This is a genomic window from Variovorax sp. 770b2 (genome assembly GCF_900115685.1).
Lineage (GTDB): Bacteria > Pseudomonadota > Gammaproteobacteria > Burkholderiales > Burkholderiaceae_C > Variovorax.
Genome location: NZ_FOXJ01000001.1, coordinates 2954185 through 2967638, shown reverse-complemented (window position 1 = coordinate 2967638; position 13454 = coordinate 2954185). Strand labels below are relative to the sequence as shown.

Genomic DNA, 13454 nt, shown 5'->3' with positions numbered 1-13454 from the left:
TTCAGGAATGTTCAGGGCACGAGGAATGAATGCACCAGCGTCAGTTCGCCGGGCTTGCGCAGCGGCACGCGAAAGACCTGCTGCTTTTCGCGGGGCGTGCCCTCGTCCTGCAGGATCGCCACCTGCGCGGTCGTGACCGCCTCGCGCTGCTCGCCCGCGCCGAAGTAGTTCACGAACACGTGGTAGGCCCCCTGCACCGGGCTGGGCGTGGCGAAGATCTCGGGGCCGAAGCCGGTCGTCACGTCCACGTCCAGCGCGCCGCCGTTGGGGGCCACGCGCGCGCCGTAGAACACGTGCTGGCCGTCGGGCGAGACCACGTGCAGGTCCAGGTCGGTGCTGTCGCTGTCCCAGCTGAGCACGACGCGCAGCTTGACCGGCACGCGGCTGGCCTGCGTCTCGTAGAACTGGGAGCGCGCCACTTCGCCGTTGGGCGAGCGCACTTCCACGCCATGGCTCCCCGAGCCGAACGACCAGGGCCGCGCGAAGTTGCCCTTCTCGTCGGTCAGGAGCGGAATGGCGATGCCGTCCACGATGAGGCGCGCGGGGGTGCGCGGGGCCGTGTCCTTCGCGTCTTTTGTCTTGGGCGTGGCGGCGATGCGGCCGCGGATCAGCGAGGCTTCGGAGCGCCCGTTGGCGTTCACGCTGCTGGCCGGGTAGTGCACTTCCTGCACGAAGTCCTGCTGCTGGGCCGGCGCGTTGCGCCAGCCGCCGCGCGGGGTGTCGAGCGTGGCCTGGGCCAGTGCCGCGACGCTGGAGAGACCGCAGAGAAGGCCGATGGCCGCAAGGGTGGCGCGGTGCGCCATTGAAGAGTGGTTCATGAGTCTGCCAGTTGCTGCGCAAGCCGTTCGATGAAGATTTCGTCCTGCCCGTGGGGATGGTCGCGGAAGGCCAGGTGCAGGTATTCGTGGATGAGCGAGACGCGGCCTTCGCGGCTGTGCCACTCGCGCACCCGGATCACCAGGCGCCGCTGGTCGGAATGGGGCACGCCCATGACGAGCTGGCACACGCGCAGCGTGTCGTCCACGGGCTGGAAGCCGGCCTCGGCGCGCAGCACCCGGCGCCAGCGCCGCTGGCGTTCGGCCAGCCATTGCTGCGCCAGGGGCAGGGGCGTGCAATCGGCCTCGGCCCGGAATGGCGAGAGGCTGCCGCGCGGGTAGGCGGTGCGCAGGATGGCCGCGAAGGGCTGCCCCTGGCGGCCCGCGGCGACCGCGCCCTGCCAGGACATGACGCCGGGCGATGCCTGGTCGCTGTGATAGCGCACCGCCTGCCCGTCGATCACCAGGCCTTCGGTGAAAGCGGCTGCGGCACGCGCCGACGCGCTCGGCGGATTGGGGCTTACGCGCTGCGTGCGGCTGTCGTCGGCGATCTGGCGGCAGCCCTCGGTCTCGGTGGCGTTCTGCAGCACGTAGCTGCGCGCCGCCACGGCAAGGGCGCGCGCTGCCTCGGTCTCCCGCGCATCGCCTTCGCGATCGACCACGCGCGCCACGTAGTCCTCCAGCGGCAGGCGCGCGGCGATGCGCGGGCCCTCTGCGCCGTAGCGCAGCACCTGCGCCGGCACGGCCTCCATCGCGAGCTGCGAGCCGTTCTGGAAGGCGATGCGATAGCGCCCCCGCAACGGGCCGGCCGGTGCGGCGGCGGTGTTGCCCGCGACGGCGCGCTGCACGCTGGCGATCGGGTAGCGCTGGAAGAAATCGACCGCGATGCAGGGCTGCGCGCTGACGGCCGCGGCGTCCGGCACCGGCGCTGCCAGGCCGTGGGCGGCCCACTGCGCGGCCATCCACGAGGCTTCGGCGCGCAGCGCGCTGCGGCTGGTGCCGGCGTCGCCGAACCAGAAGGGCGTGCCGTCGGCCAGCCAGCCGGCGGCGCCGCCGACGTGCTGCGTGCCTTCGCGCCATGACCAGGTCTTCAGGCGCGGCCCGCCGCCCAGCGCGGCGAGCACCTCGTCGTCGCGCACCGTGACGGGCTGCAGCGCCTGGCGCGCGGCCGTGCGCGCAGGGGCGGGCACCTGGCGCAGCGCGGCCAGCAGATCGGACACCGGCACCCGCGTGTCGGGCCGCATCGCGTCCAGGCGCTGCAGCCAGGCGGGCGCGTCGTTGTCGCGCCAGAAGCGCGTCCAGTCGGCGGCGTCGAGGCCGATGCGCGCGGGCTCGAAATAGGGGCCGCAGGACTGGGCCAGCGCCTGCTCGCGGCCGATGCTGGCGCCGGGATCGCAGCAGTACTCGTCGTCGGTCCGGCGTTCGGCGCTGGCGCAGCGGTAGGCCGGCTCCCGCGTGGCGTTGACGCTCAGGTAGCTGTAGACGAAGAGCTTCCACACGCTGCCCAGCGGCGTCTGCAATCCACCCGCTGCGCCCGTCGCGTTCGGCAGGACCGCGGTGCCTTGCGGCGTGCGTTCGACCGCGACCGTGCCTTCGTCGGTGAGCCAGGCGAGACGCGGAGGCACTTTCGGTGGCGCCGCCGCAAAGGCCGGCAGGGCCAGCGCGGCCGCAAGCGCGAACGCACCGGCGCCAGGCACTGCCAGTCGCGAGAGCATCCGTGCCGCTTTCATGGGGGCTCGCCGTCCGCCGCTTCAGCGCACTTCGACGCTGGCCCAGGAGCCGTTGGCTTCGAAGGCCTTGGCCTCGGGCTCGTACATGCGGAACAGGCGCGCCGGCGGCAGCTTGAAGGTGCCGCGCTGTGCGAAGCGGACCAGGTGCCGCACGGTCAACGGCGTGCCCGCCGCGAGCGTGTCCACCGGCACGGCGTAGCCCTGCGCGGTGGCCTGGCTCTGTGCGCGTTCCATCGGCTGCAGCTTGCCGGCGCTGTCGGCCATGTCGATGCCCCAGGTGCTTTCCTCCACCGCCGCGCCCGGCGGCAGCGCGGCCTCCACGAGGCTCCAGCGCATGGCCTTGGGGGCAGTGACGGTGAGCTGGTCCAGGTAGAGCGCGTTGGTGTCCAGCGGCGTGCCGGGCTTCACGGCTTCCAGCTTCACCGTGATGCGGCCGTCGTTGACCGTGGAGACCGGGGCGCTCGGTGCCGGCGCCGGCGTGGGCTGGCCCGGCGCTGCTGCTGCTGCAGGCGGCTCGGGCGCGGGACGCGGCTGGGCGACCACGCGCCACAGCGTGCGCTCGACCTTCGCGTCGAGCGCGGGCGCCTGCGCTTCGTTGCTCTCGTAGCTCACGAAGGCCCAGGCGGCCTTCTGTCCGGCGGGCAATTCCAGCGTGGCCGGCGCGGCGGTGCCGGGCGGCAGGCGCCAGCTCGTGCCGGTGCCGTCGGTGGCGCGCACCCAGGGCGCGCCGAGGGATGGCGTGTCCGTGCCGCCGGCGAGCCTGCTGCCGCCCAGCGCGCGGTGCAGCCACAGCAGCGTCTGCGCGCGGTCGATGGAGGGCGTGTCGGCGCGGATCTGGCCGAGCACCGCCGCGGCCTTGTCGGCGCTGGCGCGTTGCGTGGCCATCAGCAGCGCCTGCACCAGCGGCGCGTCCACGGCGGCCAGGCGCGCGGCGGCCTCGTCTGCGGCCGCGCGGGCCTTGGCGCTGGCAACCGCCGGTCCGACGGTCTGCACTGCCAGCACGAGCGCCATGTCGCGGGTGTCCAGTGGATTGGGCGCGGCGGTGTCCACCATCGCGAGGCTGCCGCGGCGTTGCGCCAACTGCGTGGCGTCGCTGGCCGACTGGGCGGCCAACTGGTCGGCGAGGCCGCCGGCCATCGAGCCCACGGGCAGGCCCATCTCCTGCATCCACGAGAGCGCGAGCGCGCGCTGCAGCGGCGCGAGCTTCTGGCCGTCCTTGGCGTAGACGTCGAGCAGGCGCTGCCAGTTCGATGCCGGCAGCGTCACGCGCAGCGCCTGGGTGGCGCGCCAGTCGGCGTAATAGGCGTAGGCGGTGAGGAAGGCATCGTTGGGCATGCCGCGTCCCCACCAGCCGAACCGCGCCTGCGGGCCGGCCATCTGCGCGAGCGCGAGCCGCGCGGTGGCCAGGCGCTGCGTCAGCGCCGGCGCCATCGGCTGCTGCGCGGCCGACAGCGATTGCAGCGCGAGCGACAGCGGCAGCATGCGGCTGGCGGTCTGCTCCACGCTGCCGCGCGGGGTGGCGACGAGATCGTCGATCTGCTGGCCGAAGGCGCCGGCCGCGGCGTCTTGCGCCAGCCAGACGCGCACGCGCGACGCGTCGGCCGGCAAGGCCAGCGCCGCATTGCCCGCGGCGAGGTCGAGCGCCTTGCCGCGCGGCGCACGCCACGCCACCGGGATGCGGCGCACCGGCACGTCTAGCTTGTCGACCACGCGGGCGTCCTGGCGCAGCGTGACGCTGATCGCACCGGTCTTGTCGGCGTCCCCGGCGGCCAGGGGCAGGGCGACGAAGTTGACGCCGGGGCGCACCGTGACCGTGTCCTTGCGCTCCACGCCCGCGCCGCTGGCGGTCCATTCGACCTTGGCCTCGCGCCCGGTCTGGTTGAAGAGCGCCAGCGAGGCCTGCGCCTTGTCGCCCTGGCGCTGCCAGTCGGGGCTGGTCCACTTGGCGTAGAAGGCCTTGTCCGAGCGCACCCAGCTCACCTGCTGGCCCACCGCGCCGGCGGCGCTCATGGCGCGGCCGGTGATGCGCCAGCGCGTGAGCGAGTCGGGCATGGTGAAGCTGAAGCGGGTGTGGCCGGAAGCGTCGGTCGCCAGCCGCGGCTCCCAGGCGGCGGTGTCGATGTTGTCGCGGCGCGGGCGCTCCAGCACCTTCACCGCGCGGTCGTTCACCTGGCGCGCGCCCGGCAGCGTGCCCAGCTTGCTGGTCGCGAGGTCATAGCCGATGAAGGCGAGGCTCGCGCTGGTGCGCACGTTGTTGCGGCGCGGGTGATAGAAGAAGTCGCCGATGGCCGGGGCGATCTCGGGCTGCAGCACGTAGATCATCTCGTCGACCACGCCCACCGCCAGGTCGGTGGCCACGGGCTTGCCGGCCAGCGTGGCGCTCACGTCGATGGTGACGGTCTCGCCGGGTTCGTACACCGCCTTGTCGGGCGTGAAGGCCAGCGCGATGCGCTCCTGCTCGACCATGATCCCCTGGTTCTGGAACACGTAGTCGCCGTTCTTCACGTAGGCCACCGACAGGGTCATGTTGGGGCTCATGGCGTCGCGCACGGGCAGCGTGAACTTCCACTGCGTGGGGGCCACGCGCTCGCTCTTAATCCAGTCCGCGTTCCGGCCCATCAGCGCGGTCGCCTCCACGCGGTCGCGCTCCAGCGTGAGGAGCGCGTTGTCCACCGGCTCCGGAAAGCTCACCAGCACCTGGGCCGTGTCGCCCGCGCGGTAGCTCGTGCGGTCCAGCACCATGCCTACGCTGCCCGCGGGCGCCTTCACGCCGTCGCCGCTCACCCAATGGCTGGCCGCGCCGACGATGCGGCCCTTGTCGTCCAGTAGCGAGAGCGTGTAGCTGCCCGACGCCGGGAAGTTGACCGAGAGCGTGTCGCCGGCAGGCATGGGGCCGGACTGCTTGGTGCGGTCTTCCAGGCGCACCCACTCCCAGGTGGCGGGGCGCGCCTGTGCGGCGGGTGTGTCCGCTGCGGCAACCGTTGCCGCCGTGGCGGCCGCGCGCTGGCTGGCCGCGAACTTGAAGCCCACCGCCTGCCCCGGCTGGGAGAACTGGCGGTCGGCCGCGAGGCGGAACGAGACCGCGCCGCGCTCCACCAGGATCTCGCGCGAGGTGCGCACGCGGTAGGCCGCGCCGTCGGTGGCCAGCGCGGTGAGGAGGTAACGGCTGGGCTCGGTGGCCGCGGGCAGCGAGAACTTCGCGATGCCCTCGCCGTCGGTCTCCAGCTCGGCCTGCTGCAGCTTCACCGGGAACTGGCCGGTGTAGTCGAGTTCGCCGTTCACCATGGCCAGTTTCTGCGAGCGCGCCGTGAGGCTCACGCGCGCACGCGCCACCGGCTTGCCGTCGGGATAGTTCAGCTGCAGCTTGCCGCCGACGGGCTCGCCGGTCCTGAAGTCGGCCTTCTCGGGCAGCAGCACGATGTCGAAATGCGGCTTCTGGTAATCGGCCACGCGGAAGGCGGCGGTGTAGGTGTCGCCGCCCATGGCCAGGCGCAGCTCGTAGCCGCCGGCCACGGCGTTGTCGGGGAGCGCGAAGCGCGCATCCGCGCCCTTGGTGCCGGAGAAGGCCAGCTTCTGCGCATGCACCACCTGGCCGGCCGGGTCGAGCACGGCGAGCGCCAGGTCGGCGTCTTGAAGCGCCACGGATTCGCGGGCGCTGCGGAACTCGCGCCCGCTCACCTTCACGTTCACCCAGTCGCCCGGACGGTACAGCGGGCGGTCGGTCACGGTGTAGACCTTGGCGTTGTAGATCTCGCTGTCGTAGTAGAAGTTTTCGGAGATGAAGACGCCGCCCGCGGGGTCCTGGCCGAACACGTAGGTCTGCTCGGGCGATTGGCGGTCCAGCTTCACCAGGCCTTGCGCGTCGGCCTCGCCGCTCTTGAGCACGCCCACGCCGTCGGTCCAGACCACCTTGGTGCCCGCCACCGGCGCACCGGCCGCGCGCTGGGCCGCCCACACCAGCATCTGGTCGCCCGAGACCTTGGTGATGGCCACGGTGTCCGACACGAACAGCAGCGTGGTCGCGCGGAACTGGCCGCTGATGGCTTCCACCAGGTAGAGCCCGGGCGCGCGCTTGCCCACGGGCACGAACACGTTGCCTTGCGAGACGGTGATGAATTCGCTGCTGGAGCCTTCCAGCTTCACGCCCTTGGGCAGGCCGATCGGCTCGGCCTTGTGCACCGGGTAGCGGAAGCGCTCGACCACCGGCAGGCCCGGGATCGGGCGGAACTGCCGGGGCTCCTCGAAGACCGAGGGCTGGGTGAGTTTCGCGGGCGTCTTCAGCTCGGGCGCCTGCTGCGTCACCGCGCGGCGCGCGCTGGCCGAGAACATCTGCTGCCAGGCCAGGCGCGACTTGACCACCCAGCTGTCCCACAGGTGGGTCAGCGTGTTGGCCAGGCCCTCGTCGGCGGGGCGCGCGCCCACCTGCACGCGGTGCAGGTTCTTCTGCTTCTGCAGGAAGGCCAGGGCGTCGGGAATGCGGTAGACCAGCACGTCCACGCCGCCCACCTGTTCCAGCGCCGAGGGCTGGTTCACCTCCAGGCGCACGCGCGCCGTCTGGTCGCTCGCGAAGGTGGCATCGGAGAGCAGGAAGAAGGGCTCGCCGGTGTAGGGCGAGCGGCTGTTCTCCAGCGGCTGGGGTTGTGCATCGGCGGCCGCGTTGACGGCGACCGGCTGCATCGCCGCCAACGCGGTGGCCGCTGCGAGCGCCAGCGGAAAAAGACGCCGCAACAAGGGCCGCAGGGACTGGACGGGTGTGTGCATGGTCATCGTGCGAGAAAGGCCAGCCGGTAGACACCGGCGAAATTGGGGTTGTCGTCGGAGGGGCGCCAGCGCGTGTCGCTCCAGCCGAGCAGTTGGGTGGCGCGCACGGCGCGAAGGCCGTTGTCGCCGGGCTCCACGCGGCCGGTGTGATAGGCGATGTAGTTGCCCATCCACACCATGAGGTGCTGCTCGTCGCCCTGGTCGTAGAACAGCATGTCGCCCAGCAGCGCCTGCTGCAGCTGGCGCGTGACGAAGCGCGTGTTCTCCTGCACCAGCTCGAGCGCGCCGACGTAGGCGTCGCGCGTGCCGTCGGCGCGCCGCCAGGTGTTGCGCAGCGGCGCCGCGGCGGCCGGGTCGATATCGGGCGGCAGGCGGCGTGCGAGCAGGCCGTTGGCGCGGCGCCAGGCCACGTCGTGTTCGCGCAGCGACTCGGCCACCGAGAAGCGCACCAGCCCCGCGCAGTCGCGGTGCGTCCAGCGCGGCGTGGGGCCGCGCTCGATCTGCTCGTGGATCAGCAGGGTCATCCAGTCGCGGAAATGCGCGGACTGTTCTCGATCGAGCGATGGGGCTTCGTTGCGTGCGACGGCTGTTGCCGCCGTTGCGGCCGTTGCCATAAGCGCGGGCAGCGCCGGCATCGCGGACGCCAGGGCCAGCGCCGCGCCCCGGCAGAGCGCCGTCCGGCGGTCGATGCCGGCCGTGATGGACGGGCGCGTCACTTGGGCTGCTGCGCCGGTGCCGCGGCCGTCATCGCCTGCCACTCGACCGGCACCCAGCCGTTGCCGTCGCCCGCGCCTTGCGCCACGGCCCGTGCGGGCGGCAGCTTGCGCAGTGCATCCAGGCGCGGCACCAGGTGCTGGCGGGCCGCCTGGCGCAGGATCTCCTGGTCGGCGGGCAGCACGGCCATGGCCTCGCGCTGCAGCAGGTCCGCGATCTGCGCGGGTGCGCCGACCACCAGCGTGGTGCCGCCCGCCGGCGGCAGCGTGTCGGCCACGCCCGGATAGCGCTTGGCCTGGGTGTTCAGCGCCAGCTCGACCAGCTTGTCGTCGGGCGAGAAGGCGACCCAGCGGCCCTGCCGCGTGAGGGTGGGCCGGTAGGCCTTGTCATCGCCCTCGGCATACGGGCCCCAGGGGCCTTTCACCTGGCTTTGCCATTTGCCGATGCCGGGTCTGGCCGCAGGGTCGGTGCTCGCGGCGCTGGTCGAGATCACCCAGCGCGCGAGACTCGCGAGCGTCGCATCGGTCTCGGGTCCGGCGGACGCCTTCATCTGCGCGACGAACAGCGGCGTGTGCAGTTGCGAGCGGGCATACCAGCAGACGGCGGCGGGGCCGTCGAACTGCGCGGCCAGGGCCTTCATCGCATCGGCATTGGGCGGTTCGACCGGCTGGTTGTCGCCGGTGGCCGAGGGCGGCGGCGGGGCGTCTTCCATCAGCTTTTCCATCTGCGCCCATTCGACGGGCAGCAGCGTGCAGGCTGCCGGGTTGGCCGGCAGGGCGGACCACAGCTCGCGGTCGCCCGGCGCGGCGGGCAGCGTGCTGGATGCCTTCACGCGCACGGAGGTGCGCAGCGTGGTGCCGTTCGGCGCGACGTCGAAGCGAACCGCCTGTACGCCCGGAAAGAAATGCTGGTAGCCGAACGACAGCAGCCGCGCATCGGCCACGATCGCCGAGCTGCCCGGTGCGGCGGCGGGCTGTTCTGCGAGGCCGAAGCCGCGGCGCCAGGCCGATTGCGAGCGGGTGTCGCCGGACAGGAGGCCCGCCACCGCCTCCAGGGCCGGCCCGCTGGCCTGGCTTTCGTTGTTGAACAGCAGGCCCACATCGCTCAGCACCACCACGCGGTTGCCCTGCGACAGCAGCACCAGCGTGCGGCGCGGCGACAGCACCAATGCGTAGGCGTTGACGTCGCTGCCATTGGCCTTCAGCGTGCCGATGATGCTCAGCTGCGAATCCTTGGCCGCGATCCCCGCCAGGCCCTGCAGGGCGGTGGCCACGGCGCCGCGGGTCATGGTCAGCGCCCAGTAGCGCGGGGCGCCCTTGGCATCGGGCCACCAGGCCATTTCGGCCGGCTCGTCCAGGGCGGTGGCCAGCAGCTGGTCGGACCAGGTGGTCTCGCGCTCGTAGGCGATGCGCTTGATCGCGCCGCGCAGGCTCAGCCGGTCTTCCTGGTCTTCGTAATAGAAGGCGAAATCCTCGGTGAGCACGTCGCGCACCACCGGTGCCTGCACGATGTCGCGCGGCAGCCGCGAGAGCGCGGGGGTGGACACGTAGGCGAAGGGCGCCGCGAGGTCCACGTTCAGGGCGTTGATGTCGCCCTCGAAATGCGGCCGCCGCATCTTGACGACGGCCACGCCCGCACCCGCCAGCACGATCGCCGCGACACCCGCGGCAATCCATTTTTTTCTTGTGTCCATGAGTCCCTACCCGACATGAAGGCCATGCGCCGCCCCCCGGCGGCGCATGGCCTTGATTCTGGCAGGTCCGCAAGACGCTTCCGCGGCGCCGGCCGAAGCCGGATCAGCCGATGACTTCAGGCCAGTCGGTGTGGAAGAACTGGCCTTCGGGCTTGTCCGTGCGCTCGTAGGTGTGCGCGCCGAAGAAGTCGCGCTGCGCTTGCAGCAGATTCGCCGGCAGGCGCTCGGTGCGGTAGCTGTCGTAATAGGCGAGCGAGGCGCTGAACGCCGGCACCGGGATGCCGTTGCTCACCGCCAGCGCCACCACCTCGCGCCAGTTCTGCTGCGTGCGGTTCAGGAGGTCCTTGAAGAACGGATCGAGCATCAGGTTGGTCAGCGCCGCATCGGTGCGGAAGGCGTCGGTGATGCGGTTCAGAAAGCGCGCGCGGATGATGCAGCCGCCGCGCCAGATCGCCGCGATGCGGCCCAGGTCGAGCTTCCAGTCCTTCTTGTCGCCCATCGTCTTGATGAGGTCGAAGCCCTGCGTGTAGCTGATCGCCTTGGAGGCATAGAGCGCATCGTGCACCTTGGCCACCAGCGCCTTCTTCTCCAGCGAGAGCGCGATCTTCGGGCCCTGCAGCACCTTGCTGGCCGCCACGCGCGCCTTCTTCTGCGACGACAGCACGCGCGCCTCGACGGCGGCGTTGATGGTGCTGATGACCACCGCGTTCTCGGCCGCGTTGATCAGCGTCCACTGGCCCGTGCCCTTCTGGCCGGCCTTGTCCAGGATCACGTCGACGATGGGCTGGCCCGTCTCCGGGTCTTTCTGTTCGAGCGCCTTGGCGGTGATCTGGATCAGGTAGCTCTGCAGCTCGCCGTCGTTCCATTCGTTGAAGATCGCGGCCATCTCGTCGGTCGTGAAGCCCGCCGCCTTGAACAGGCTGTAGGCCTCGCAGATCAGCTGCATGTCGCCGTACTCGATGCCGTTGTGCACCATCTTCACGTAGTGGCCCGCGCCGCCGGGGCCGATGTGGATCACACAAGGCTCGCCGTCCACCTTGGCTGCGATGCTCTCGAAGATCGGCTTCATCACTTCCCACGTGGAGAGCGGGCCGCCCGGCATGATCGACGGCCCCTTGCGCGCGCCTTCTTCCCCGCCCGAGACGCCCGCGCCGATGAAGCGCAGGCCTTTGCTCGACAGGTACGCGTCGCGGCGCTCGGTGTCGGTGTAGAGGCTGTTGCCGCCGTCGATGACGATGTCGTCCTTGTCCAGCAGCGGAATGAGTTGTTCGATCACCTGGTCCACCGGTGAGCCGGCCTTGACCATGATCTGGATCTTGCGGGGCTTCGCCAGGCTCTGGACGAATTCTTCGAGGGTCTTGGCGCCGACCAGCTTCTTGCCCGGGTTCGCGGCGACGAAGGCCTCGGTGGTGGCCTCGGTGCGGTTGTAGACGCTGACCTGAAAGCCGCGGCTTTCCACGTTCAGCACCAGGTTCTGGCCCATGACGGCCAGGCCGATCAGTCCGAAATCGCTCTTCTTGATCACGTTGCTCATGTCTTTCGCGCCCTTCTTGCGTGTGTGCGGTTGGTGATGGTCGGTGTGACGGTCATTGTGCCGGGGGCCCCGGCCGCCCGCCGTCGGAGGGCGTCTATACCCGCTTGGCAAACGCGCCCGGGCTGGCTATGTTGGCGGGATGACCCACGCTGCCGCCCCTGCCGCCATCCAGACCTGGTCGACCGACGCCGTGCCGCAGCAGCAGCGCCTGGACTACTGGATCGGCGCGATCTGCGAGGGTTTCCTCGAAATGGACGTGACCAGCAGCCAGGCCCGCACCTTCGGCGCCACGCTCGAATCCGTGCCGCTCGGCCCCCTGGGCGTGAACCGGGTGCGCGGCACGGCGCAGGACGTCTACCGCACGCGCCGCGCCATCGCCCACAGCCGCAGCAACTACTACTACCTGCTCTGCAAGACCGATTCGCCCTGGGTGGTCGTGCAGGAGGAACGCTCCGCGCGCATGCTGCCCGGCGATGTGGTGCTGGTCGATTCGCGGCGCTGCTACGCCTTTCACCTCTTGCAGTCGGCCGACACGATCTCGATCGAGTTGCCGACCGCGTGGGTCGAGTCGTGGCTGCCCGATGCCGGCGACCTCGTGGCGAAACGCATCGACGGGCGCACCGGCTGGGGCGGCGTGCTCGGCAGCTTCGCGCAGCAGCTCTCGCCCGAGGTGGCCGCCAAGCCGCCGCTGCCGGCGGCGCTGCTGACCGACCAACTGGGCGGGCTGCTCTCGCTGGCGTTCGGGCAGTCGCCCTCGGCGCCCGCAATGTCCGGTCAGGGGAACCGCGCCGCGCTGCGGCAGCGCGTGCTCGACGCCACCCGCGAGCGCCATGCCGAGCCCGGCCTCACGGCCGCGGGCGTGGCGCGCGAGCTGGGCATTTCGGAGCGCAGCCTGCACCGGTGCCTGGCCGTGGCGCCACCACCTTTGCGACCGCGCTCACCGGCTTTCGCATGCAAGTGGCGCAGCGCATGCTGGCCGATGCGCGCTTCGACCGGCTGAGCGTCGCTGAGATCGGCTTTCGCATCGGGCTGAGCGACGCCTCGCATTTCGTGCGGCAGTGCCGCCGGCACCTGGGGCGCACGCCGGGCGAGCTGCGGCGTCTTCGCTGAGACCGCCGCCGCGGCGCGTCGGATGAACGGCGCAATCAGAAGTTGTGCGAGATGCCGAACTGCAGGCCCCTCGCCGCGCGGCCCGGCGTGCTGGCCGGCGACGAGTCGGCCACCACGTAGGCGGCGTTGCCGCGGTTGCGCACGAGCGAATAGGTGCCGTACAGCGCGGTGCGCTTGCTCAGGTAGTGCACGTAGCCGATGGCGTATTGCGTCGCGTCGTCGTTGTCCAGGCCGGGCCCGGAGCGGTTGGAACGTGCCACCGAAGCCTTGATCACGCCCGCGCCGACCGGCACGCTCACGCCCAGCATCGCGTTGACCTGCTTGTCGCCCTCGGTCTTCTGCCGGTAGTAGTTCGCGTAGAGCTTCGCGAGGCCGAAGTCGTAGGTGCCGCCCAGCGTCGCCACGCTGTAGTCGTTGGCGCCGACCGGCGTCACGCCGTAGGCCGCCGCGACGTCGACCGTGCCGTTGGTCCAGCCCACGCGCCCGCCGCGGTAGCGCGCGCCTTCCTCGCCTTCGGGCAGGGCGTACATCGCCTGGCCGTAGAAGCCGCCCAGGCCCTTGGGAAGGAAGTAGCCCACGGAGTTGTTGGCCCGCGCCAGCGTGCGCGCACCGCCCAGGCCGAAGGGCCAGCCCTCCACGATGTTGGCCGAGCCGCCGACGCCCACGGTGCCGAAGGGCGAGAACTGCGAGATGTTCCAGAACGTGGGCGTGTAGTCGCGCCCGAGCCGCAGCTCGCCCAAGCTGTTGTGCGACAGGCTCACCGTGGAGCGCCGGTGAAAGCCCGTGCCCTGGATCTCGCCGGTGTCGGGCAGCAGCGCCATCTCCAGCCAGAAGCTCGCGGCGAGGCCGCCGCCCAGGTCCTCCGTGCCGCGAAAGCCCAGGCGGCTGGGGAAGATGTTGCCGCCCTGGTCCATCGACTTGACGGAGCGCCCGTCGCTCTTGGAATAGGTGACGTTCATGTCCAGCGTGCCGAAGACCTGGACGCTCGATTGCGCCGAGGCGCTCGCGGTGGCGGCGATGCAGATGGCGCCGGTGACGGCGTGCGGCAGCCGGCGGCGAATGCGAAAGGGAAGTGAAAAGTTCGATGTCCTCATGCG

General features: G+C 71.3%; 9 protein-coding genes. 2 read left to right on the top strand and 7 right to left on the bottom strand.

Annotated elements, in window-relative coordinates; translation table 11 throughout:
- Positions 1-11 precede the first annotated feature (11 nt).
- The 6 genes from BM133_RS13720 to gnd all read right to left on the bottom strand — a co-directional run bounded on the left by BM133_RS13720 (position 12) and on the right by gnd (position 11235).
- Positions 12-818 (bottom strand): YfaP family protein, encoded by an 807-nt coding sequence (locus tag BM133_RS13720; protein ID WP_218158362.1) that lies wholly within the window; start codon positions 816-818, stop codon positions 12-14.
- Positions 815-2545 carry a DUF2300 domain-containing protein gene (locus BM133_RS13715; RefSeq protein WP_093434405.1) on the bottom strand — a complete coding sequence of 577 codons (1731 nt, stop codon included), beginning with the start codon at positions 2543-2545 and terminating at the stop codon, positions 815-817. The genes BM133_RS13720 and BM133_RS13715 overlap by 4 nt, the downstream gene beginning before the upstream one ends.
- Before the next feature lie 21 nt (positions 2546-2566).
- On the bottom strand, positions 2567-7306 hold the full coding sequence (locus tag BM133_RS13710) for an MG2 domain-containing protein (RefSeq protein ID WP_218158361.1): 4740 nt from the start codon (positions 7304-7306) through the stop codon (positions 2567-2569).
- A gap of 2 nt (positions 7307-7308) precedes the next feature.
- Entirely contained in the window at positions 7309-8022 is a 714-nt protein-coding gene (locus BM133_RS13705) for a DUF1175 family protein (protein ID WP_256219168.1), read from the bottom strand.
- The gene (locus tag BM133_RS13700; RefSeq protein ID WP_093434404.1) at positions 8019-9713 is read right to left on the bottom strand and encodes a DUF2138 family protein; all 1695 of its coding nucleotides are present in this window, start codon (positions 9711-9713) and stop codon (positions 8019-8021) included. Before BM133_RS13700 ends, BM133_RS13705 begins: the two co-directional genes overlap by 4 nt.
- A 103-nt stretch (positions 9714-9816) precedes the next feature.
- Positions 9817-11235 (bottom strand): decarboxylating NADP(+)-dependent phosphogluconate dehydrogenase, encoded by a 1419-nt coding sequence (gene gnd, locus BM133_RS13695; protein WP_371286338.1) that lies wholly within the window; start codon positions 11233-11235, stop codon positions 9817-9819.
- 151 nt (positions 11236-11386) lie between these two features.
- On the opposite strand from gnd, the gene BM133_RS13690 reads away from it, so the two are divergent.
- On the top strand, positions 11387-12247 hold the full coding sequence (locus BM133_RS13690; protein WP_256219167.1) for an AraC-like ligand-binding domain-containing protein: 861 nt from the start codon (positions 11387-11389) through the stop codon (positions 12245-12247).
- The gene (locus tag BM133_RS35480) at positions 12199-12357 is read left to right on the top strand and encodes a helix-turn-helix domain-containing protein (RefSeq protein WP_256219166.1); all 159 of its coding nucleotides are present in this window, start codon (positions 12199-12201) and stop codon (positions 12355-12357) included. Before BM133_RS13690 ends, BM133_RS35480 begins: the two co-directional genes overlap by 49 nt.
- A 35-nt stretch (positions 12358-12392) precedes the next feature.
- Here the strand turns inward: BM133_RS35480 and BM133_RS13685 are convergent, their stop codons facing one another.
- Entirely contained in the window at positions 12393-13451 is a 1059-nt protein-coding gene (locus tag BM133_RS13685) for a porin (protein WP_093435324.1), read from the bottom strand.
- Positions 13452-13454 lie beyond the last annotated feature (3 nt).

Bases quoted from the DNA above. Each gene is read 5' to 3' on its own strand.
- BM133_RS13720 (WP_218158362.1), bottom strand. From the start codon at position 818: ATGAACCACTCTTCAATGGCGCACCGCGCCACCCTTGCGGCCATCGGC.
- BM133_RS13715 (WP_093434405.1), bottom strand. From the start codon at position 2,545: ATGAAAGCGGCACGGATGCTCTCGCGACTGGCAGTGCCTGGCGCCGGT.
- BM133_RS13710 (WP_218158361.1), bottom strand. From the start codon at position 7,306: ATGCACACACCCGTCCAGTCCCTGCGGCCCTTGTTGCGGCGTCTTTTT.
- BM133_RS13700 (WP_093434404.1), bottom strand. From the start codon at position 9,713: ATGGACACAAGAAAAAAATGGATTGCCGCGGGTGTCGCGGCGATCGTG.
- BM133_RS13690 (WP_256219167.1), top strand. From the start codon at position 11,387: ATGACCCACGCTGCCGCCCCTGCCGCCATCCAGACCTGGTCGACCGAC.
- BM133_RS35480 (WP_256219166.1), top strand. From the start codon at position 12,199: ATGCAAGTGGCGCAGCGCATGCTGGCCGATGCGCGCTTCGACCGGCTG.
- BM133_RS13685 (WP_093435324.1), bottom strand. From the start codon at position 13,451: ATGAGGACATCGAACTTTTCACTTCCCTTTCGCATTCGCCGCCGGCTG.